The 23,601-nt window shown below is 53.5% G+C and carries 18 protein-coding genes; 2 read left to right on the forward strand and 16 right to left on the reverse strand.

Going from position 1 to position 23,601, the window contains the following annotated elements; translation table 11 throughout:
• Positions 1-3: 3 nt before the first annotated feature.
• The 3 genes from zipA to ACNQ6O_RS05930 all read right to left on the reverse strand — a co-directional run bounded on the left by zipA (position 4) and on the right by ACNQ6O_RS05930 (position 5,293).
• Complete coding sequence (zipA, locus tag ACNQ6O_RS05920; RefSeq protein ID WP_418052333.1) at positions 4-999, reverse strand: cell division protein ZipA; 996 nt, start codon at positions 997-999, stop codon at positions 4-6.
• 120 nt (positions 1,000-1,119) lie between these two features.
• Complete coding sequence (gene smc / locus ACNQ6O_RS05925) at positions 1,120-4,614, reverse strand: chromosome segregation protein SMC (protein WP_418052334.1); 3,495 nt, start codon at positions 4,612-4,614, stop codon at positions 1,120-1,122.
• A gap of 1 nt (position 4,615) precedes the next feature.
• Positions 4,616-5,293 (reverse strand): GntR family transcriptional regulator, encoded by a 678-nt coding sequence (locus ACNQ6O_RS05930; protein WP_418052335.1) that lies wholly within the window; start codon positions 5,291-5,293, stop codon positions 4,616-4,618.
• Between the two features lie 265 nt (positions 5,294-5,558).
• On the opposite strand from ACNQ6O_RS05930, the gene ACNQ6O_RS05935 reads away from it, so the two are divergent.
• Complete coding sequence (locus ACNQ6O_RS05935; RefSeq protein WP_418052336.1) at positions 5,559-6,485, forward strand: GGDEF domain-containing protein; 927 nt, start codon at positions 5,559-5,561, stop codon at positions 6,483-6,485.
• An 11-nt stretch (positions 6,486-6,496) separates the two neighbouring features.
• Here ACNQ6O_RS05935 and rluB read toward each other — a convergent pair whose 3' ends face one another.
• The 13 genes from rluB to sdhC form a co-directional block, all read right to left on the reverse strand.
• Positions 6,497-7,504, reverse strand: a complete 1,008-nt coding sequence (rluB, locus tag ACNQ6O_RS05940) for a 23S rRNA pseudouridine(2605) synthase RluB (protein ID WP_418052337.1) — start codon at positions 7,502-7,504, stop codon at positions 6,497-6,499.
• A 39-nt stretch (positions 7,505-7,543) separates the two neighbouring features.
• Positions 7,544-8,206 (reverse strand): SMC-Scp complex subunit ScpB, encoded by a 663-nt coding sequence (gene scpB, locus ACNQ6O_RS05945; protein WP_418052338.1) that lies wholly within the window; start codon positions 8,204-8,206, stop codon positions 7,544-7,546.
• 16 nt (positions 8,207-8,222) lie between these two features.
• Entirely contained in the window at positions 8,223-9,050 is an 828-nt protein-coding gene (locus tag ACNQ6O_RS05950; RefSeq protein WP_418052339.1) for a segregation and condensation protein A, read from the reverse strand.
• 38 nt (positions 9,051-9,088) lie between these two features.
• Entirely contained in the window at positions 9,089-10,303 is a 1,215-nt protein-coding gene (locus ACNQ6O_RS05955) for a tryptophan--tRNA ligase (RefSeq protein ID WP_418052340.1), read from the reverse strand.
• A gap of 195 nt (positions 10,304-10,498) precedes the next feature.
• A complete protein-coding gene (gene sucD / locus ACNQ6O_RS05960; RefSeq protein WP_418052341.1) occupies positions 10,499-11,371 on the reverse strand; it encodes a succinate--CoA ligase subunit alpha in 873 nt (290 codons plus the stop codon).
• Positions 11,371-12,537, reverse strand: a complete 1,167-nt coding sequence (sucC, locus tag ACNQ6O_RS05965; protein WP_114335559.1) for an ADP-forming succinate--CoA ligase subunit beta — start codon at positions 12,535-12,537, stop codon at positions 11,371-11,373. The genes sucD and sucC overlap by 1 nt, the downstream gene beginning before the upstream one ends.
• A gap of 195 nt (positions 12,538-12,732) precedes the next feature.
• On the reverse strand, positions 12,733-14,175 hold the full coding sequence (gene lpdA / locus ACNQ6O_RS05970; RefSeq protein WP_418052342.1) for a dihydrolipoyl dehydrogenase: 1,443 nt from the start codon (positions 14,173-14,175) through the stop codon (positions 12,733-12,735).
• 35 nt (positions 14,176-14,210) lie between these two features.
• A complete protein-coding gene (gene odhB / locus ACNQ6O_RS05975; protein ID WP_418052343.1) occupies positions 14,211-15,434 on the reverse strand; it encodes a 2-oxoglutarate dehydrogenase complex dihydrolipoyllysine-residue succinyltransferase in 1,224 nt (407 codons plus the stop codon).
• 25 nt (positions 15,435-15,459) lie between these two features.
• A complete protein-coding gene (locus ACNQ6O_RS05980) occupies positions 15,460-18,297 on the reverse strand; it encodes a 2-oxoglutarate dehydrogenase E1 component (RefSeq protein ID WP_418052344.1) in 2,838 nt (945 codons plus the stop codon).
• 315 nt (positions 18,298-18,612) lie between these two features.
• Positions 18,613-19,317, reverse strand: a complete 705-nt coding sequence (locus ACNQ6O_RS05985) for a succinate dehydrogenase iron-sulfur subunit (protein ID WP_418052345.1) — start codon at positions 19,315-19,317, stop codon at positions 18,613-18,615.
• A 15-nt stretch (positions 19,318-19,332) separates the two neighbouring features.
• On the reverse strand, positions 19,333-21,105 hold the full coding sequence (sdhA, locus tag ACNQ6O_RS05990) for a succinate dehydrogenase flavoprotein subunit (protein ID WP_418052346.1): 1,773 nt from the start codon (positions 21,103-21,105) through the stop codon (positions 19,333-19,335).
• Between the two features lie 3 nt (positions 21,106-21,108).
• Positions 21,109-21,450: a succinate dehydrogenase, hydrophobic membrane anchor protein gene (gene sdhD, locus ACNQ6O_RS05995; RefSeq protein ID WP_418052536.1), complete on the reverse strand. Its 342-nt coding sequence runs from the start codon at positions 21,448-21,450 to the stop codon at positions 21,109-21,111.
• On the reverse strand, positions 21,447-21,824 hold the full coding sequence (sdhC, locus tag ACNQ6O_RS06000) for a succinate dehydrogenase, cytochrome b556 subunit (protein WP_114335565.1): 378 nt from the start codon (positions 21,822-21,824) through the stop codon (positions 21,447-21,449). Before sdhC ends, sdhD begins: the two co-directional genes overlap by 4 nt.
• A 476-nt stretch (positions 21,825-22,300) precedes the next feature.
• Between sdhC and gltA the strand changes: the two genes are divergently transcribed.
• Complete coding sequence (gene gltA, locus ACNQ6O_RS06005; RefSeq protein ID WP_418052347.1) at positions 22,301-23,575, forward strand: citrate synthase; 1,275 nt, start codon at positions 22,301-22,303, stop codon at positions 23,573-23,575.
• The last annotated feature ends 26 nt before the right edge of the window (positions 23,576-23,601 follow it).

A 23,601-nucleotide genomic window follows, 5' to 3' on the forward strand; every position in this document is an offset into this window, starting at 1 on the left:
GCGTTACACCCGGTGGAAACGCTGTTTACGTTCAAACTCACGGATGCGCTGGCGACAATGTTCAATGGTTTGGGGGGTCATGACACTTCGACGCTCGTCTTTCAGTTCACCGCCCATGTTACGAACCACGCACTGGGCGGTCTCAAGCATGAATTCGAACGCTTGCATCGCATTGGTCGGACCGGGCAAGCTCATGAAGAAACTGATGCCTGGAGTGCTGAGCGCAGGCATATCTTCCGGACGGAAGGTACCGGGCTCAACCGCACTGGCCACACTGAATTGGACCGGCGTAGTGGTATCACTGCCTTCATGGCGGTGATAAATATCCAGATCACCGAATTCCAATCCACAGGCTTCAAACAAGTTTTTAAGAACAGCTCCTGCGAAGGGCTTTTCTTGCGGGGAAAGCACGTTAATGACCAAAACTTCCTTGGCTTCTGGCCGATTGGCGCCAGCCAAAGGCCGGTTGGCATCCCGTTGAGCAACTTCACGGTTTGCAGTGTCTTCTTGAACGTCCGAAACCACCTCATCACGCTTTGGCGATGAACCCGCATTGTCTCGCGTGAAGTCATCTACCGTTTGAGCCGCAGCGGCATCCCGGCTGTCACCGCCTGCGACTGGATTCACCTGTTCTGATTCGTACAGGTGAACGGCTTGTTCCGGCTCATCAGGGGCATAGGCGTCTTGTCGTTCAGCACCCCATCCAGACTCGGGTGCAAAATCCTGATCGTCATCCAGGCTGCTCAAGGAGTCCGAATGATCCGATTTCAAATAGCCTTGCTCTTCGAGCGTTCCTCTCGAAACTATTCGTGCCCCCCCATTGGGCAGTTCAGGATTGAAGTCTGGATCCAGTGGGGAGTCGTCCAGCTCATCCACGCCCATTCCAGACGATATCGCAATGGACTCTTTCCGGGCACGGTGCATTCTTCGGATGCCATCAACGACGATTCCGATAATAACCAGGGTACCTATGGCAATTAACCATTCCCTAAGTGACATAATTCTGCTGTCCTGTTGGCAGTTTGCAACGTTGTTACTCTAAGAAAAGCCCGTAGCGAATACAACGCACACCGGGCCCAGATGGCCGTATTGTCATGGTTGGTGACTTTTCCACCAACCCTAGGCTTCGGCCAAAGCCGCCGCCTCATCTACATCCACAGTTACCAATCGGGAACAGCCGGGTTCGTGCATGGTAACCCCCATCAGCTGATCCGCCATTTCCATGGCAATCTTGTTATGGGTAATGTAGATAAATTGTACCTGTTTGGACATTTCTTTCACCAGATTTGCGTAACGCCCTACGTTGGCATCGTCCAAAGGCGCATCCACTTCGTCCAGCATACAAAATGGTGCCGGGTTCAACTGGAAGATCGAAAATACCAGCGCAATGGCCGTCAGCGCCTTTTCGCCACCCGACAGCAAGTGAATAGTACTGTTCTTCTTCCCCGGGGGGCGCGCCATGATGGCAACGCCGGTTTCCAAGAGGTCATCGCTGGTCAGCTCCAAGTAGGCGCTACCACCGCCAAACACCTTCGGGAACAACGCCTGCAAACCGCCATTAACCTGATCAAAGGTTTCCCTAAAGCGTTGCCGGGTTTCCCGGTCAATCTTACGAATGGCGTTATCCAGGGTTTCCAGCGCTTCCATCAGGTCATCGTTTTGCTCGTCCAGATAGTTTTTACGCTCACTCTGAACCTGATATTCCTCAATGGCCGCCAAGTTAATCGCGCCTAAACGCTGAATGCGGTTACCGATTTTGGTGAGTTCTTCGGCCCAAACCTTTTCATCCGCATCTTCTGGCAACTCGCCGAGCACTTCCTGCAACTTCACACCCAGCTCTGTGAGCTGTTCAATGTGGTTACCCGAACGGATTTCAAGCGCTTGCGATTCCATTTTAAGCTTTTCGAGGTTCGCTCGCACATCCTGAACAACATGGTCTGTGCGGCTTCGTCCCTGCTCACGGTCACGGACTTCTTTGTCGATATCTTCCAAAGCGTCTCTGGCGGCACTCAGCTTTTCTTCCTCTGCCAAGCGTCTTTCCAGCAAGCCTTCCAGTTGCAGCTTGAGATCCTCGATGGGCTCCTCTGAACCTTCTCGGGTTTCACGCAACACCTCAAGGCGCTCTTCAAGGCGTTCTTTTTGCAGCTGCATCCGGTCAATGGTTTGCTTCAGAGCGTCACGCTGGCTTTGCAGGGTTTGCAGCTGCAGCTGTAATTGATGAGCGTGATCACGGTCATGACGTGCTTCCTGACGCAACCGGTCAAGGTTTTCCCGAAGCGTGTCTCGCTGCTCCAACAACCGCTCTTTCTCTTCATCGCTGTCTTCGCTAGAAGCCAGTGCCATATCCCATTCTTCTTTGGCTTCCTGAAGCTGAATTTGTTGCTCTTCGAGGTTGCCACTCACGTCTTCGATATCATCGTAGATGCGGGCAATGCGGGCATCAATCTGCTCAGCCCTTGCCTTCAGTCCGCTCACCTGTGAGGACAGCGCTGACAGCTCCCGTTGAACTTCACTCAACCGACCCTGAGCATCTTCCCGAGCGGTTTCAGCGCGTTCTCCCTGCTCTTTCAGCTGCTCTAACTGAGCGTTTGCCAACGCCAGCTTCTGTTCGGCTTCAGCCAATTGAAGCTGAAGTTCATCTACCTTCTTCTGCCGTTCAATAACGCCAATCTGGCCCACGTCTGAGTCAGGCATCAACACCCAATCCCGGGCGACCCAGACGCCCTCCCGCGTGATCACACTTTGGTTGACATCCAGACTCGAGCGGCGAGCCAATGCTTCTGCAGTGGAGTTCGCCGTATCGATATGGCTGACCAAATTCTCAATAGCCCCAAGCCCGCTGACCTTAGCGACCAGCCCGGACGTTGCTGCGCTACCCGGCGTTTGCTGAGCAACTACCGCAACCCCTTTGGGTGCATGGGCCATTACATCGTCAAGATTCTCGAGCCCTGGTAAAGCCAGGCCTTGAGTAAAGCGGCCAATCACCTGCTCTACCGCAAATTCCCAGCCACTTTCTATGTTGAGCTGAGCGGCCACGCGAGGCGCGTCCGAAAAACCGTGCTCGGCAAGCCACGTTTGCAAGACATCATCCTGCCCGCCCATTTGCTCATCCAAAAGCGCCTGCTGGGATTCCAACGATGCACGAAGGCTTTGCACTTGCTGGCGATGACTCGACACCTCTTCTTCAGCGTCTTTCAGGCGCTGCCTCGACTGATACACATCGTCTTGTAACCACTGAATTCGTTCAGCCGCCTCTTCCCGTTGAAGCTCGAGGGTTTCTTGCTGTTCGAGCAGCTCTTCAAGTTCGGATCTATCTAACTGACTTTCGAGCAGTTCTTGCTCGTCTTTCAGCTTTAGATGGCGGGACTGTAACTGGGCGATAGCATCGTCAAGCGAGCGTATCCGCGATTGGGCAAGTTCCGCCTGACGACGCGCATCAGAAGAACGCGTACTGAACTCATCCCAACGATGCTGCCAGTCAGCCATAGCCTCTTCGGCCAGCTGTAATTTCTCGCCCGACTCCTCCGAACGCATAGCCAGCGCTTCTTGCTCAGGCTCAATCATGTTGAGCTCTTCAAGAATGGTGGCCAGCTTGTCTTCATCCTGTTCCAGTTCACGCTGTATTTCGCGTTGATTAGAAACCGCCTGGTCCAACTCCGCCGCGGCTTGGCGACTGCGGTCACGGTGATGTTCAAGGCTCTGTTCTATGCGGGCAATATCTGCTCCGGCCTCATAGTATTTGGCCTGAGCACGATTGAAATGTTCGGTGCGTTCGTGATGAGCCTCACGCAGGGATTCCAGTGAGGTCTCGAGATTGACCCTTTCGGTCAGCAGCTTTTCCAGCTCAAGCTCGGTATCGCGAATTTTCTCGCGCCAGGTTTGCAAGTCGTTATCAAGCGCCTTCCAACGGAGCACTGTTAACTCGGCCTTCTTTTGCCGCTCTTCAAGTTTGTAAGCCTTATACTTTTCTGCGGCGGCGGCCTGACGCTCCAGATGCTGCAGCTGCCGGCCAAGCTCTTCCCGCAGATCGGTTAATCGTTCGAGATTTTCCTGGGTGCGCTTGATGCGGTTTTCCGTTTCTCGCCGGCGCTCTTTGTACTTGGAAATACCCGCTGCTTCTTCGATGTAAACGCGCAGCTCTTCAGGCTTGGCTTCGATCAGACGAGAAATCATCCCCTGCTCGATGATGGCGTAGCTACGAGGCCCAAGACCGGTTCCAAGGAATAGATCGGTAATGTCACGGCGGCGACATTTCGAGCCGTTCAGGAAGTACTCCGACTGTCCTTCACGGGAAACCCGCCGTTTGACCGAGATTTCGTTAAACTTAACGAACTCACCAGGAGCCTTACCGGCATCGTTATCGAAGACCAACTCGATGGATGCCTGACCAACCGGCTTGCGCGCAGTGGAGCCGTTGAAAATAACGTCTGACATAGATTCACCGCGCAGGTATTTGGCGGAACTCTCGCCCATAACCCAGCGCACAGCATCAATGATGTTCGACTTGCCACAACCGTTCGGACCAACCACTGCAGTGAGATTGGTCGGAAATGGAACGGTTGTGGGATCGACAAACGATTTGAAGCCGGCCAGTTTAATGGACTTAAGCCTCATATCAGGCGTTCTCCTCCATGAGAATATTCAAAATCTGTGATCGTTGGTGCTCGCCGTAATCCTGAATAACTTGCTGAAGCTGGGCCGCATCTTCTTGGATGGCCGCATCCGCTAGTTTTTGAAATAACAGGCCGGTTTCTGCGGTCTCGCTGGGGCGATTCTCCAGCACTACGTAATAGGTTCGACTAATGGCCGGGCGGAAGTTTTCTAGTGTTTCCTGCAGGAACGGGTTTTCGACCAACCGACAGGCGCTTCGGACCAGATCGAAACCAGCATCAATAACCTGCTCAGGATCACTCCTCGATGTACTCAAGTCACCAAGCGCCGAACCGTGTTTGCGCACCTGCCCTGCTAGCCCGCTGAGCTCATGCCCGGACCAACGGTCAAGCACCTTGCGCCCAAGCATGCAAAGCAGATCAATATAAATATCATAAAGAGCATTCACTGAGCTGACGGTCATTTCAGAGACCACCGCCCCCCTGCGCGGGTATATCTCCACCAGATGCCGGCGTTCGAGAATAAGCAACGCCTCGCGAACAGAACCACGACTGACGTTGAGTTCACCGGCCACTTTAAGCTCCTGAATACGCTCACCGGGCTTAAGGCTCCGGACGACAATACGCTGGCCAATATGCTGGGCTATTTGTTCTGAAAGACTCTCGGGGGCCTCAAATCTCATGCTAAAACTGCTCACCTATGACGTTTGCGTTCGTGCGCGGAAGTTTATCACAGGCGTCCAAACGGCCCACACCCTTGTCGGACATTTTGATTGCGGCTGCCTTACAAACGGCAATGTACTGCCGAAACATTGACGCAAATGAGAGAATCAAACGTCAAAACGGCAAAAAGCAATCTTATGTGTATGGTTTTAATGCAGAAACAGAACCTGGCACTAAAGATGCTTAGAGATAATCATCTTTATTTTCCGGAACGAGCGAGCTGCCGTGAAAAACCTGACATCAATCCAGTCTTCTAAATCTCAACCTGCCAAGCTGGCAGCACTTAGACAGGCATTTCAGGCATGGAGCCAAGAGCCAGACCCACTGGCACGACTAAACAAAAGACTCTCAACAACTCTGTCTCTGGAAAACCAGCTGGAGATAATAGCGGAAGAAATTTCCGCAACGATCCCCTTCGACTCTATGCAATACCGTCACCGGATTGCCCGTCAGGACTTTGTTTTTTCCACGGGCGTCGGCGGCCCGCACCGCTGCGAATACCGCCTCTCACTGGAAGGCAGCCATTATGGCTGGCTTACCTTTCACCGGCGCCATAAATTTAGCGAGGAGGAACTGACAGGGTTCGAGATGATGCTATCGGCAATCATCTGCCCCTTGCGAAACGCCTGCCAGTTCATTGCCATTGAACAAGCAGCGTTGACCGACTCGCTTACTGGCATCGGGAATAAGCGAGCGCTTCAAGAAGAACTCACTCGAGCGAGCTCACTTGCTGACCGTCTCGAGGCACCTTGCAGCTTAATATTGTGTGACCTGGATCATTTCAAGCGCATCAACGACAACCACGGTCACGTTGTGGGAGACCACATACTGTCTAAAGCTGCAGAAAACCTGGAACGGGCGATACGAAACTCTGATTCCGTCTTTCGGTTTGGCGGGGAAGAGTTCGCCGTCTTGTTGCCTCACACCGATATACAGGAAGCAAAAACAGTGGCAGAGCGCATTCGCTTGGCGCTGGAGAGTATACGCGTGGACGGTGGCGAAGCACCCATTACCGTAACGGGCAGCTGCGGTATCGCCGCCCACCTACCTACCGAACAAACCGAGCAGTGGCTTGCTCGTGCCGATGAGGCTCTTTATCAGGCGAAAGCCGGCGGCCGCAATTGCAGCCGCGTCTTTGCCTCTATTCCATAACGGAACCGGGGTTACGCGCCCCGGTTATTGCGAGCCGGGCGTGTAGCGCCAGCCGTCTTCTTTTTAGTATCTCGCTTAGCCTTAGGCTGACCAGCATCACTAACCTGCCAACTACCGCGCTTGGATTTATGCACGGATCTACCGGGGCTCTTACGGAGTTTCCGATCATGCTCGGCTTGCTCTCCCGGCGTCTTCTGGGGAACAGGCACCGACTGCAACTCCACCGTGCGGCTGAGCAAATCTACCGCTTTCTGATCCAACTCTTCCCACTTGCCTAACGACAGACGGCTGGGCAGGAAAATAGGCCCGTACCGAACCCGCTTAAGCCTGCTCACACGGACACCTTGGGATTCCCAAAGACGACGCACTTCGCGATTACGCCCCTCGAGCAAGGTGACATGGAACCATTTGTTCATGCCGCTGCCGCCGGCTTCAGAAATATCGGAGAACTGCGCCATGCCGTCTTCCAACAAGACACCCTGAAGCAACCGCTGAATCATGGCCTCATCAACTTCACCAAATACTCGAACGGCGTACTCCCGGTCGATCTGGCGAGACGGGTGCATCAGTCGGTTTGCCAGTTCACCATCGGTGGTAAACAACACCAGACCGGTGGTATTCAGATCCAGACGCCCGATAGAGATCCAGCGTTGATCTTTCAAACGCGGCAAACGATCGAACACCGTGGGCCGGCCTTCAGGATCTTTACGGGTCGTCACTTCACCTTCCGGCTTGTTGTAAATCAGAACTCGGCGCACAACCTGGCCCGCCGAGGAGACATCCAACTTCTTGCCGTCCAGTTCAAACGTATCTTCTATCGTCGCTTTCTGACCAGGCACCGCTGGCTGACCGTTAACCAACAGACGGCCGGAGTCCATCCAGCCTTCGATCTCCCTGCGTGAACCTACGCCGGCGCGCGCCAAAAGTTTCTGAATACGCTCGGGGCCTTCAGATAATGATTTATCACCCTGCGCAGTCTTCTTGCCTGCGCGTGGTTTTCCGGGGCTAGATGCCGCCATGTATTCTTTCCTTAATAAGTATCTGACACCTTCGCGGTGTCAGTGAATTGTCTGCTCTGGGGGCAATTCGTCCAGATCTTGGCCATCAGATGGATCACCTTCGACCGAGGGGACTTCAAGCTCGCGCTCACCCTGCATGCTCTTCTCAATTTCCCGGCCAATCTCTTCCAAATCCCGCACTTCTGACAAAGCGGGCAACTCGTCAAGACCGGCGAGGTTGAAATAATCCAAAAATTGTTTGGTGGTGGCATACATCGCCGGCCTACCCGGCACATCGCGGTGCCCCACAACACGGACCCACTCTCGCTCAAGCAGGGTCCGAATGATATTGCTGCTTACCGTAACACCTCGAATTTCTTCAATCTCGCCTCGAGTAATTGGTTGCCGGTAAGCAATCAATGCGAGCGTTTCCAAAAGCGCCCTGGAATACCGCTGAGGCTTTTCTTCGAACAGTCGGCCTACCCATGGCGCGAACTCTTCTCTCACCTGCAAACGGTAGCCGCTGGCGACTTGCTTCAATTCAAACCCTCTACCCTCACACGCTTTTTCCAGCATGACCATGGCATGCTCCATGACCTGGCGTGACGGCTGCTCGTTTTCAAAAAACAGTTCTCGAAGCTGCTCAAGCGACAAGGGTTTTCCAGCAGCCAACAAGGCCGCCTCCGCGATGGCCTGAATTCTGACAATATCGTCTTCGTTCATGGTAGTCGGTAATCCTTCAGCTGACGGCTCGAGCTCTGACGTGAATAGGCCCTAGCACCTCTGCTTGCACAAGCTCGATCAATTGCTCTTTCACCAATTCAAGCGTTGCCAGAAAGCTCACCACAACGCCCAGCCGGCCTTCTTCAACGGAAAACAGGCTTTCGAAGGTGACAAAGCGATCACCCTGCAATACGGAAAGAATGTGTGACATCCTTTCTCGAGTGGACAGACGCTCTTTTTCAACGTGGTGACTGGTAAACAAATCCGCGCGTTTCAGCACACCTTGCAGCGCCAGAATCAACTCCCGCATATCAACATCGGGATGCGGCTGGCTGGATGGCAATTTCGGCAGCGCGGCTGAGCCCGCAAAACTATCGCGCTCCATTCTCGGCATCTGATCAATATCTTCAGCTGCTTTTTTGAACCGCTCATACTGCTGCAACCGCCTAATAAGCTCGGCTCTCGGGTCGAGTTCCTCGTCGTCGTCACTTTCTTGTCGCGGTAAGAGCATCCGGGATTTAATCTCGGCAAGGGTGGCCGCCATAACGAGGTATTCAGCCGCCAACTCAAAACGCATAGACTCAACTGCCCCTATGTACTCCATGTACTGGCGGGTAATTTCGCTGACATCGATGTCCAGAATATTCATATTCTGACGTCGGATCAGGTATAGCAATAAATCAAGAGGCCCTTCGAAGGCCTCCAGAAAGACTGCGAGGGCATCCGGCGGTATGTAGAGATCTTTGGGAACATCAACTATGGGCTTACCGGAAACCAAGGCAAGCGGCACCTGCTCCATCTCACCGGATGAAGCATCGACTGGCTCTTTGATCTCTTCCGTCATACCACCGTGGCCTGTCTCAATGATTAGCCGCGCCCGACTCAGCGATAACCAAGCCCCATGGCTTCCCGAACTTCTTCAAGGGTATCTCTTGCGGCATCCCTCGCGTGCTCTCTACCTTCCTGCAGGATTGAGTACACCAAATCCGGGTTGTCTTCATATTCTTTGGCCCTTTCGTGCAGCGGCTTTTGCTCTTCCACGATGGCTTCGATCAGCGGGGTCTTGCACTCCAGGCAACCGATGCCTGCGCTGCGACAACCTTCCTGAACCCAGGCGCAGGTTGCTTCGTCGGAGTAAACCTTGTGCAGACCCCAAACCGGGCACTTCTCAGGCTCGCCCGGATCCGTGCGACGAACACGTTGCGGGTCGGTCTGCATGGTGCGGACTTTCTGGGCAACACTATCCGGGTCTTCCCGCAGCCCAATGTAGTTATTGTAGGACTTGGACATCTTCTGACCGTCCAGCCCTGGCATCTTGGATTCCGGAGTTAGCAACGGCTGCGGCTCCGGCAGGATCACTTTGCCGCCGCCTTCGATGTAACCGTACAGGCGCTCACGGTCACCCAGCGAAATATTCTGCTGCTCTTTCAGTAAAGCCCGCGCGATTTCCAGCGCCTCGGTGCTCCCCTCTTCCTGATAACGTTTTTTCAGTGAGCGGTACAATTTGGCGTTTTTCTTACCCATTTTCACAATGGCCGCTTCAGCGAGTTCTTCAAACCCGGGCTCTCGGCCATAGATGTGATTGAAGCGGCGAGCGATTTCGCGGGTGATTTCCACGTGTGAAACCTGATCGGCTCCGACCGGCACCTTTCCGGCGCGATACAGCAAAATATCGGCGCTTTGAAGCAACGGGTAACCTAGGAAACCATAGGTCGCGAGGTCTTTTTCACGCAACTTTTCCTGCTGGTCTTTGTACGTCGGAATTCGTTCGAGCCAGCCCAGCGGCGTAATCATCGACAGTAGCAGGTGCAATTCTGCGTGTTCAGGGACCTGAGACTGGATAAACATAGTCGACGAGCCAGGATTCACACCAGCAGCCAACCAATCCACCACCATATCCCAGACACTTTGTTCAATGCCGGAAGGGTCGTCATATTGCGTGGTTAACGCATGCCAATCGGCGACGAAGAAGAAGCACTCGAATTCGTGCTGGAGTTTAACCCAGTTTTTCAGCACACCGTGGTAGTGGCCGAGGTGAAGCTTGCCGGTCGGACGCATGCCGGACAAAATTCTTTGCTGGGAATCGACGGAACTCAAAGCACAAACTCCTTCTTTCTATTTATAGAGCGCCTGAATGAGCGTGAAGTCACGGGGTTAGTCATCAGGCTGACCGGGCATTATAGTCTTAACACCCGCCCGCGTTAAACAAACAGGCTGAAAACAATCGCCCTCAAACGAAAAACCCCCGGCATTCTTACGAATCCGAGGGTTTTTCACAGGTTGTGAAAAGGCTTACCAGCCAGTCACTTCCTGCAGGGCTTTGCCAATGTCAGCAAGGCTGCGCACGGTTTTAACACCGGCGTCATTCAGAGCTGCGAATTTCTCATCCGCGGTACCCTTACCACCTGAAATGATGGCACCTGCGTGGCCCATACGCTTGCCTGGAGGCGCAGTTACGCCGGCAATGTAGGAAACAACAGGCTTGGTGACGTTATCTTTGATGAAGGCTGCCGCTTCTTCTTCAGCAGTACCACCGATTTCACCAATCATCACGATAGCCTCAGTCTGCGGATCTTCCTGCAGCAGCTTGAGGATGTCGATGAAGTTGGAACCCGGGATTGGATCACCACCGATACCTACGCAAGTAGACTGGCCGTAGCCGAAGTCCGTGGTCTGCTTGACCGCTTCGTAAGTCAGGGTGCCGGAGCGAGATACGATACCGACTTTACCTGGCTTGTGAATGTGGCCCGGCATGATACCGATCTTGCTTTCGCCCGGTGTGATGACGCCTGGGCAGTTAGGCCCGATCATACGAACGCCTTTACGATCAACGTATTCTTTGGCGTACAGCATATCGATGGTCGGAATGCCTTCGGTGATGCACACGATCAGCTCGAGACCGGCGTCTGCCGCTTCGATGATGGCATCTTTACAGAACGGAGCTGGCACGTAGATCACGGTAGCCTGAGCACCGGTCTGTTCTACGGCTTCACGCACGGTGTTGAATACCGGCAGACCCAAGTGAGTAGTGCCGCCCTTACCCGGGCTTACGCCACCAACCATTTTGGTGCCGTACTCGATAGCCTGCTCAGAGTGGAAAGTACCCTGTGCGCCGGTAAAGCCCTGGCAGATAACCTTGGTGTCTTTATTAATCAGGATGCTCATTATTTACCCCCTGCGGCTTTAACGACTTGCTCTGCAGCATCAGCAAGGCTGCTAGCGGCGATGATGTTCAAGCCACTGTCAGCCAGAACTTTGGAACCCAGCTCAGCGTTGTTACCTTCAAGGCGAACAACCACGGGAACTTTAACGCCTACTTCCTTCACTGCACCGATGATGCCTTCAGCAATCATGTCGCAACGAACGATACCACCGAAGATGTTAACCAGAACGGCCTGTACAGCGTCGTCAGACAGGATGATCTTGAACGCTTCAGAAACACGCTCTTTGGTCGCACCGCCACCAACGTCCAGGAAGTTGGCTGGTTTACCGCCAGACAGCTTGATGATGTCCATGGTACCCATGGCCAGACCAGCACCGTTAACCATGCAACCGATGTTGCCTTCAAGCGCAACGTAGTTCAGTTCCCAAGCAGCAGCTTCCGCTTCACGGGCATCTTCCTGTGAAGGATCGCGCATTTCCTGCAGCTTCTTCTGACGGTACAAAGCGTTGCCATCAGCGCCAATCTTGGCGTCCAGACAGTGCAGATCACCGGCCGGAGTGATAACCAGCGGGTTGATTTCCATCAGTGCCAGGTCGTAGTCTTCGAACAGCTTTGCCAGACCCATGAAGATCTTGGTGAACTGGCCAATCTGCTTGCCTTCAAGGCCCAGCTGGAATGCCAGGTCACGACCTTGGTATGGCTGAGGGCCAACCAGCGGATCGATTTCAGCGCGAAGGATCTTTTCCGGTGTTTCTTCAGCAACCGTTTCGATCTCAACACCACCTTCAGTGGACGCCATGAATACGATACGGCGAGTACCACGGTCTACAACCGCTCCCAGGTAAAGCTCCTGATCGATGTCGGTCAATGACTCGACAAGAATCTTGCTAACTGGCTGACCGTTTTCGTCGGTCTGGAAAGTGACCAGATTCTTGCCCAACCACTGCTCGGCAAACGCACGGATCTCGTCAGTGCTCTTGACCAACTTTACACCGCCAGCCTTACCACGGCCGCCAGCGTGAACCTGTGCTTTGACAACCCAGCTGTTGCCGCCAATTTTTTCGGCAGCTGCAACTGCTTCTTCCGGGGTATCACAGGCGATGCCTTGTGAGACAGGCAGGCCATATTCAGCGAATAGCTGTTTGCCCTGATATTCATGCAAATTCATAGTTAATGTCCCGCTATTTGATGGAGGATAACCACGTACGGAGAAGAACCCGCTGCTCCCCACTTGGGAAGTCTTAAATGCGAATTCGGTTTGATGAGCAGGGGATCACCTCAGCTCACCATGTCCGCAACCAGAAATCGGTTGTTGTTATAGCGAAGGGGCGCTCTTACGGGCGCCCCTTGCTTCTGGTCTGCGTTACTTCTTTTTGCGACGGTTGGCGACGTGAATCGCCCCACCCGCAACGGCCAGGGCCGCTTCATGCACAGACTCAGACAGAGTCGGATGCGCAAAGCAGGTCAAAGCCAAATCTTCAGCGGTAGAACCGAACTCCATGGCGATCACGCCCTGAGCAACGATTTCTGACGCTTGGGGCCCAACAACGTGGAAGCCAAGAATACGGTCTGTCTTCGCATCTGCGATGATCTTGACCATACCGCCCGTGGCATTGGCAGCCATAGCACGACCGTTAGCTGCAAACGGGAAAGTGCCAACGTTATACTCTTCACCTTCCGCTTTCAGCTGTTCTTCGGTCTTGCCTACCCAGGCCACTTCCGGAGCCGTGTAGATCACGTTAGGAATGCAGTCGTAATTGACCTGAGGCTTGTGGCCAGCAATACGCTCAGCAACCATGACACCTTCCTCAGATGCCTTGTGTGCCAGCATCGGGCCACGCACGATATCACCAACAGCCCAAACGCCCGGCGCTTCGGTCTTGCACTTGTCATCGACAAAGATAAAGCCACGCTCGTCCAGATTCACACCGGAGTCTTCTGCCAACAGACCATCAGTATAAGGACGACGACCAACAGCTACGATCAGCTTGTCGAACTTCGCTTCCTGCTTACCTTTGGAATCTTCGTAGCTCACGTTAACCAGCTTGCGCTTTACTTCAGCACCGGTCATGCGAGCACCCGTGATAATATTCAGGCCTTGCTTTTTGAAGTGCTTCAGAGCGTCTTTGGCAATCTGCTGGTCAACCACTGGCAGGAAGTTATCTTGTGCTTCCAGAATGGTGACTTCTGAGCCCAAACGAGCCCAAACACTACCCAGCTCAAGACCGATAACACCTGCACCGATTACACCCAAGCGCTTAGGAACTTCAGTGAACTCAAGCGCACCTTCAGAGTCCACGATGTATTCACCGTCAAACGGTGCAGGTGGAATCTCGACCGGCTTTGAACCACTCGCCAAGATGACGTTCTCGGCTTCGTAAGTCTTGGTTTTACCGTCTTTATCGGTAACTTCTACCTTACGACCATTAAGCAATTTGCCGTGACCGTGAATCGACGTTACGCCGTTAGCCTTGAACAGACCGGCGATGCCACCGGTCAGCTGCTTAACGATACCAGCCTTACGCTCCATCATTTTGGCGACGTCGATATCGACGCTCTTGGCCAAAATACCCATGGACTCGTAATCGTGGCTAGCTTCCTCAAACTTGTGAGTCACTTCCAGCAACGCTTTGGATGGAATACAGCCTACGTTCAAGCAGGTTCCACCCAGTACCTGGCTTTTGCCGTCTTCAGCAGTCCAGGATTCAACACACGCAGTTTTCAGACCCAGCTGGGCAGCCTTGATAGCCGCCACGTAACCGCCGGGGCCTGCACCAATGACAATCACATCGTACTTATCGGACATAATTTTTCCTGTTCTCAGATTCGTTGAGTATCAGCTTACACGTCCAGCAGGATACGCGCCGGGTCTTCAAGCATTTCCTTGATGGCTACCAGGAATTGAACGGCGTCTTTGCCGTCAATCATACGGTGATCGTATGACAGCGCCAGGTACATCATTGGCAGGATCTCAACCTTGCCGTTCACCGCCATTGGGCGCTCCTGGATCTTGTGCATGCCCAGGATTGCTGTCTGTGGCGGGTTCAGGATTGGCGTAGAAATCAACGATCCGAAAATACCACCGTTGGTGATGGTAAAGGTACCACCGGTCATATCGTCAATACCCAGCTTGCCGCCTTTGGCCTTGTTTCCGTATTCAACGATCTTTTTCTCGATATCTGCCAGTCCCAGTGCGTCAACGTCACGGATAACAGGCACAACTAGACCACGTTCGGTAGAGACCGCAACACCGATATCCTGGTATCCGTGGTAAACCATGTCGTTGCCGTCGATGGATGCGTTAACAGCCGGGAAGCGCTTCAGCGCTTCGGTCGCAGCTTTAGCAAAGAACGACATAAAGCCAAGCTTGATGTCATGACGCTTAACGAAGCTTTCCTGATACTGCTTACGCAGCTCCATGATCGGTGCCATGTTCACTTCGTTGAACGTAGTCAACATAGCCGCGGTCTGTTGAGCTTCAACCAGACGCTTCGCGATGCTGGCACGCAGACGCGTCATCGGAACACGCTTCTCTGGGCGCTCGCCTTGTGCAACGGTAACTTCAGGTGCCGCAGCAGGCTTAGAGGACGCAGAACCCGAAGACTTCTTGCTCTCGATGTGGCTCTGAACATCTTCCTTAGTAACACGGCCATCTTTGCCGGTGCCTTTAACAGAAGCCGGATCAACGCTGTTCTCTTCCGCCAACTTACGTGCTGCCGGGCTCAAGATCGCATCGCCGGATGCCGGAGCATCTTCGCTCGCATCGGACTTATCTTCGGCCTTGCTGGTATCCGCCTTGCTTTCTGCAGGCTTGGATTCACCCGCGGCGCCTTCTTTAAACTTACCGATAACTTCACCGCTTTCGCAGGTATCGCCTTCGGCTTTTACGATTTCTTCAATCACACCGTCAGCCGGAGCAACCACTTCGAGCACAACTTTGTCGGTCTCAATGTCGACAATCAGCTCGTCACGTGAACAGGCTTCGCCTGGCTGCTTATGCCAAGTCGCGACGGTGCCTTCGGCAACCGACTCAGGGAAAACTGGGGCTTTAATCTCTGTTGTCATTACAATTCCTTAGCTCGGTAGCTCGTCAGATTTCGAACGCGTCGTTAACCAATTTCTTCTGCTCTTCAATGTGTACGGACATATGTCCACACGCAGGAGCAGCGGAAGGCTCACGACCGGCATACTGAAGGTAGAGTTTTGGGTTCAGGCGTTGCAGTGCATTACGCATATGGTGCTGACTTGGGTACCAAGCACCCTGGTTCATTGGCTCTTCTTGACACCAAACCACATTTTTCAGCTTAGGATACTGACCCAGAATTTCATCAAGGTCGTCAGCCGGGAACGGGTATAGCTGTTCAATGCGAACCAGCGCGACATCATCACGCTCATCTGCTTTCTTCTTATCCAGCAGATCGTAATACACCTTACCGCTGCACATGATCAGGCGCGTCACCTTCTTCGGATCAGGCAGATCCTTTTCGGGCAACACAGTCTGGAATGTGCCAGACGTCAAATCGTCCAAGCTTGAAATAGCTTCTTTATGGCGCAGCAGGCTCTTCGGCGTGATCGCAATCAACGGCTTCCGCAACGGACGCTTAACCTGGCGTCGCAACATGTGGAATACCTGGGACGGCGTCGTCGGCACACACACCTGAATGTTGTGCTGCGCGGACAGCTGAAGGAAACGCTCCAAACGGGCTGAACTGTGTTCCGGCCCCTGCCCCTCATAACCATGGGGCAGCAGGAGTGTCAGACCGCACAAACGGCCCCACTTGTGCTCGCCGCTGGTCAGGAATTGGTCGATAACCACCTGAGCACCGTTGGCGAAGTCACCAAACTGCGCTTCCCAGATAATCAATGCGTCCGGCTGAGTGGTTGCGTAGCCGTACTCAAACGCCATAACGGCTTCTTCAGACAGCAGAGAGTCATAAATGTCGAAACTCGGCTGGTCTTCCGACAACGCCTGAAGCGAGATGTGCGAAGAACCGTCCTTCTGGTTATGAAGTACCGCATGACGGTGGGAGAAAGTACCACGTCCAACGTCTTGACCCGTCAGGCGGATCTGGTGCCCTTCGTTGAGCAGTGTCGCGTACGACATCATCTCACCGTAACCCCAGTTCAGAGGCAACGCGCCTGCCGTCATCTTCTCACGGTCATTCACGATCTTGGACACCTGACGCTGCACGCTGAAACCTTCCGGAACCTGCGTCAACTTGGCCCCCAACTTCTTGATCGTTTTGGCCGCTACGCTGGTTTTACACTTGGCCGTCCACTCATGCCCGAGGTAGGGAGTCCAGTCCACATACAGGTCTTTGTTAGGCTCTTTAACCAGCGACTTGACCACGTGCTCGCCATTGTCGAGCGCATCCCGGTAATCCATTTCCATCTGCTTGACTTCATCCTCGGTGAGGATACCGTCCTGCATCAGCTGATCGGCGTAGATGTTTCGCGTGGTTTTCAGTTTACGAATCTTTTCGTACATCAACGGCTGGGTGGCAGCAGGCTCGTCAGCTTCGTTGTGACCGCGACGACGGTAGCAAACCAGATCGATGACGACATCACGTTTGAACTCGTTGCGGTAATCAACGGCCAGGTGGGTCGCGAACATCACCGCTTCGGGATCGTCTGCGTTAACGTGAAGAATAGGTGCCTGGACCATCTTGGCCACGTCAGTACAGTATTCCGTAGAACGAGCATCTTCCTGCCTGCTCGTGGTGAAACCAACCTGGTTGTTAATCACGATGTGAATGGTACCACCCACGCCGAAGCCCCGTGTCTGGGACATCTGGAAGGTTTCCATCACCACACCCTGGCCCGCAAAGGCCGCATCACCGTGCATCACGATCGGCAACACTTTGGTTCCGTCCGTGTCGTTACGGCGATCCTGACGCGCTCGAACCGAGCCCACAACAACCGGAGCAACGATTTCCAAGTGCGACGGGTTAAACGCCATAGCCAAGTGAACTTCGCCACCCGGAGTCATGACGTTTGAAGAGAAGCCCTGGTGGTATTTCACGTCACCCGAACCGGAATCCGCGAGCTTCTTGCCCTCGAACTCGTCAAACAATTCTTTGGGGTTCTTACCGAGCGTGTTGACCAACACGTTCAAACGGCCACGGTGCGCCATGCCCAAGACGATTTCTTTGGCGCCGTACGAGCCGGCACGCTGAATCAATTCGTCAAGACAAGGGATAAGGCTCTCACCGCCTTCAAGGCCGAAACGCTTAACACCCGGGTAACGGGAGCCCAAATACTTCTCGAGCCCTTCAGCAGCCGTCAGACGCTCCAGAAGATGCTTGCGCGTTTCAGTCTCATACTGAGGACGAGAACGTACCGGTTCCATGCGCTGCTGGAACCAGCGCTTGATGCGCGTGTCCACCACGTGCATGTATTCAGCGCCGATACTTTGACAATAGGTTTGACGAAGCCCGTCAACGATGTCTCTAAGCTTCATTGTCTCAGAACCGAAGCTCAAAGAGCCGGTCTGAAACTCTAAATCCAGATCGGATTCATGCAAGTCATGAAAAGCCGGATCAAGATCTTCTACAGGTTCACGCTGCCAGACACCCAGTGGGTCAAGCTTGGATTCCTGATGACCACGGAAACGGTACGCGTTAATCAGCTGTAGAACACGGATCTGCTTTTTGTCAGCATCGGATGTGGCGCTGGCCGGAACGCCGCCACTGGCCAAAAAGCGCTGGTTTCGCGAGATGTGTTCAAACTGTTCACGGATCGTCGAGTGAATAACATCACGGCCTTGCTGGCCATCGACGCTCGGGAGCTTATCGAAGTAGCTCCGCCACTCTTCAGGAATAGCATTGGGATCTGTCAGGTAGGTTTCAAAAAGCTGTTCAACATAGGCTAGATTTCCACCCTGTAAGTGGGAAGTCTGCCATAACTGCTCCATGATGCTTTCGTGCATTTTGAATAGCTCACCTTGGCTGGTGCGGGGGAGCGGGTATGGTCGGCCAGTGGTATTTTCCAGTCAATACGGGTTATTACGGCATGACAACCGGATACCACAACCATTACGGAAGATTCCGTCCCCTGTGATTTTTTGTACTCAGCGACACTGCAAGGAAACCAAAGAGAGGGAAACCAGGCAGCGGAGTCAGTTTGCATCCTGGTAAGACTTTTGACTATAAGCCTTTGGTTGAAGGCCCCGCATAAGCGAGGCCCTCAGGAGTGCTAACTGGCATCGGGTAACCAGTATAGCTATTTCTTCGAGATTTGCCGGTCAGGTGGCCCTTTGCAGCAGCAAATTCCGAATGTGGCCGATCGCCTTGGTGGGATTCAGACCTTTCGGACAAACGCTTACGCAGTTCATGATACCCCTGCAGCGGAATACGCTGAACGGATCATCCAGCTCGGCCAAACGCTCAGCCTGAGCCGTGTCACGACTGTCTGCCAGGAAGCGGTATGCTTGCAGCAGGCCAGACGGACCAATGAACTTATCCGGGTTCCACCAGAAGGACGGACAAGCTGTGGAGCAGCACGCACAGAGAATACACTCGTACAGACCATCCAACTTCTCACGTTCTTCAGGAGTTTGCAGGCGCTCAATGGCGGGCGCCGGCTTATCGTTAACCAAGTACGGCATAACCTTTTCGTACTGCTTGTAGAAAAGGCCCATGTCGACAACCAAGTCACGAATGACTGGCAGACCTGGCAGAGGGCGCAAAACCAGCTTGTTGTTCTTGACCACGTCGGAAACAGGCGTAATACAAGCTAAGCCGTTCTTGCCGTTCATGTTCATGCCGTCAGAACCACACACACCTTCGCGGCAGGAACGACGGTAACTCATGGAAGGATCTTTCTCCTTCACAAGGTTCAGAACATCCAGAACCATAAGGTCTTTGCCTGCAGGAATCTCAACTTCAACATCCTGCATGTAAGGGGCGTTATCAGCTTCTGGATTGTAGCGATACAGACTTACCAACATATTCAGAATCTCCCCTTAGTAGGTCCGGACTTTCGGCTGGAAGGTCGGAACAGTCTTCGGCGCAAAGTTCACGTCACGCTTGCCCACACGCTTCTCAAGCGGGAAGTACATGGAATGCTTCAGCCAGTTCTCGTCATCACGCTCAGTGAAGTCGTTACGTGCATGTGCACCACGACTTTCTTTACGCTCATTCGCAGAAATAGCAGTAGCCAGCGCAACTTCGTACAGGTTATCGAGCTCAAGAGCCTCAATACGCGCCGTGTTGAACGCCTTACTGGTATCGGCCAGCTTGGTCTTGCGAACACGCTCACCGATTGCTTCCAGCTTCTTCAGACCTTCTTCCATGCTCTTACCGTCACGGAACACACCGAAGTACAGCTGCATGCAGTTCTGCAGGTCCTTACGAACCGCAGCTACATCTTCACCTTCAGATGCACTGTTCAGGCGGTCCAGACGAGCCATGGCACGCTTGATATCTTCATCGCTGGCGCTATCTACTTCAAAGCCACCACGGATCTGCTCTTCAATGTGCAGACCAGCCGCACGACCGAAGACAACCAGATCCAACAGGGAGTTGCCGCCCAAACGGTTAGCGCCGTGTACAGATACACAAGCTGCTTCACCACAAGCAAACAGACCCGGAATAGGCTGATCGTTACCGTTTTCGTCCTGAGACAAAGCCTGACCACCAACGTTGGTCGGGATACCGCCCATCATGTAGTGACAGGTCGGAACAACGGGAACCGGCTCTTTAACAGGGTCAACGTGAGCGAAGGTACGTGACAGCTCACAGATGCCCGGCAGACGCAGGTTCAGAGTTTCTTCACCCAGGTGATCCAGCTTCAGCAGTACGTGATCCTTCTCAGGGCCACAACCACGTCCTTCCAGAATTTCAAGAACCATGGAGCGCGCAACAACGTCACGGCCCGCCAGGTCTTTCGCGTTCGGAGCATAACGCTCCATGAAACGCTCACCTTCAGAGTTGATCAGATAACCACCCTCACCCCGGCAACCTTCTGTTACCAGTGTACCGGCACCGTAAATACCGGTTGGGTGGAACTGCCACATTTCCATATCCTGAACCGGGAACCCGGCACGCAGGGCCATACCAATACCGTCACCGGTATTGATCAGTGCATTGGTCGTGGACGCATAAATACGACCAGCACCACCCGTCGCCAGAACGGTTGCCTTGGACTTGATGTAGGCAACTTCACCAGTTTCGATCTCAATGGCCACAACACCAACAACTTCGTTCTTGGAGTTCTTAACCAGATCAACCGCGTACCACTCATTCAGGAAGCTGGTGCCGCCTTTCAGGTTTGCCTGGTACAACGTGTGCAGAAGAGCGTGACCAGTACGGTCAGCTGCAGCACAGGTACGAGCAGCCTGAGTCGGGTTATCAGGACCCTTGGACTGACCACCGAAAGGACGCTGATAGATGCGGCCCTGTTCGGTACGGGAGAACGGCAGCCCCATGTGCTCAAGCTCGAATACCGCCTGAGGACCTACAGAACACATGTATTCGATAGCGTCTTGGTCACCGATGTAATCGGAACCTTTAACGGTGTCGTACATGTGCCAGCGCCAATCGTCATTGGGATCAGCACTCGCGATCGCACAAGTAATACCACCCTGAGCGGATACAGTGTGCGAACGGGTTGGAAATACTTTCGTGATACACGCGGTGTTAAGACCAGACTCAGTCAGCTGGAGGGCGGCTCGCATACCAGCTCCACCACCACCGATAACAATCGCGTCGTAAGACATGGTTTTGATGTTAGACATCGATTAAAGCCCCCAAAGGATCTGAATGCCCCACACGACATACACAAACATCACAATGATGCAGGCTGCCTGCAGCAAAAAGCGTGGAAGTGCCGCTTTAATGTAGTCAGTAGAAACGGTCCACAAACCAACCCACGCGTGTCCGGCAATAGACAGCAACGCCAGCAGGCTAAAGATCTTGAACCAACCCTGATTGAACAGCGCCGCCCAAGCCTGGTAGTCAACGTCAGTCGTAATAAAGAAACCCAACAGGAACAGCGTATAAAGCGCCAACACGTAGGCTGTAGCACGCTGAATGATCCAATCCTGAATCCCGTTACGACCGATATTCGTTACACTGTTCATGCCCATACCCAGACTCCTGCCAGAATAATCAGAACAATGGAAACCACTAGCGTGATTTTCGCGGCAAGGCGACCGCTCTCAAGCTCTTCGCCGATACCAGCGTCCATCAGCAGGTGCTTAATACCCGCAACGAGGTGGTACAGCAGAGCAGACAGGATGCCCCAGGTAATCAGCTTTGCCAGGAAGCTGTCCAGCAGTTCATTAACGCGATTGAAGCCATCTTCTCCGGACAAGGAGAGATCCAAACCGTACATCAGAAAAGCAACACCCACGAAGATGATGATGCCGCTAATGCGATGCAGGATCGATGTAATGGCTGGCAGCGGAAAATGGAACTTGCCGAGATCGAGATTTACTGGTCGTTTGCTATTCACAGCGCTCTCACACTCTCTTTTGGTTCCGCAAAACCGATATTCCGGCAGCGGATGGTTAGTATGTTGGGACCGGAGAATCGATACGAAACCGATAACCGATTGGTTCAGGAGGGCGGATGACAACCCGATAGCTTGCTATGCTCTAGCCTGCAGGCAGGCGCATCCCCGATTCCGGGCTACGGATTATAAGGAGACACCTCGGTAATTACAAACCTGCAACTGCGCCGAAAGCCTTGCCAGCCGCACAACCGTCTCCCCTATTTAGCTTATTGACAAAAATTTTTCGGAGCCTGAAGCGCCGAAAACCCGTGGTTCAGGGCCCTCTTTTGCTCATGTAAATCCGTGTTTTCATCATCAATAGATTGACAAAAAAAGCTGACACCCTATATTTTGCCGCCAGTTTTGCGATAATACGCGCCTTCTCGCGCATCGATAAATGCAAAGAGCTGCTAAACCTAATAGAACAGGAGAGCACCATGACCGACAGGAAAGCCACGCTCTCGGTGGGAGATAAGTCCATTGAGCTTCCGATTTATTCCGGCACCGTCGGCCCTGACGTTATTGACGTACGCGGGCTAGTCCAGGAAGGCGTTTTCACATACGATCCAGGTTTTGTTTCTACCGCAGCCTGCGAATCTGCTATCACTTACATCGATGGCGCTAACGGCGTTCTGCTTCACCGGGGCTACCCGATCGACCAGCTTGCCGAAAAATCTGACTTTCTTGAAGTGTGCTACCTCCTTCTTAACGGCGAACTGCCGAGCGAAGAAGAGAACAAGCGCTTCCACAACACCATCAAAAACCACACAATGCTGCACGACCAGATGCGCAATTTCTTCAACGGCTTCCGCCGTGACGCGCATCCGATGGCCATCATGTGTGGCGTTGTTGGAGCTTTGTCTGCGTTCTACCACGACCAAATGGATGTCGGCGATCCGAAACAGCGCGAGATCACCGGGCACCGCTTGATTGCGAAAATGCCAACCATCGCAGCCTGGTGCTACAAGTACTCCGTAGGCCAGCCATTCATGTACCCGCGCAACGATATGTCATACGCAGAAAACTTCCTGCAGATGATGTTCGGCACTCCGTGCGAAGAGTACAAACCGAACCCGGTTCTCGCGAACGCGATGGACAAGATCTTTATTCTGCACGCAGACCACGAGCAAAACGCTTCTACTTCCACCGTACGCTTGGCCGGCTCCACTGGCGCCAACCCATACGCCTGTATCGCCTCTGGTATCGCAGCATTGTGGGGGCCAGCACACGGCGGCGCGAACGAAGCTGTTCTGGATATGCTGGCTGAAATTGGCGATGAGTCCAACATTGAAAAGTTCATCGCGAAAGCGAAGGACAAAGACGACCCATTCCGTCTGATGGGCTTCGGCCACCGGGTTTACAAGAACTTCGACCCGCGCGCCAAGGTTATGGCTCAGACCGCTCACGAAGTACTGAGCGAACTCGGCCTGGAAAACGATCCGCTGCTGAAGATCGCCCAGCGTCTGGAAAAAATCGCCCTGGAGGACGAATACTTCGTGAAGCGTCAGCTGTACCCGAACGTCGACTTCTACTCCGGCATCATTCTGAAGGCTATCGGTATCCCAACATCCATGTTTACCGTTATCTTCGCAATGTCCCGCACGATTGGCTGGTTCTCACACTGGAATGAAATGGTCAGCGGCGCCAACCGCATCGGCCGTCCGCGCCAGCTGTACACCGGCTCTCCGAAGCGCGACTACCCAACCAAGTAATTGTTTGGGGAACATCGAAAAACACA

This window comes from Marinobacter sp. SBS5 (assembly GCF_048285575.1).
In the GTDB taxonomy this organism is placed as follows: domain Bacteria; phylum Pseudomonadota; class Gammaproteobacteria; order Pseudomonadales; family Oleiphilaceae; genus Marinobacter.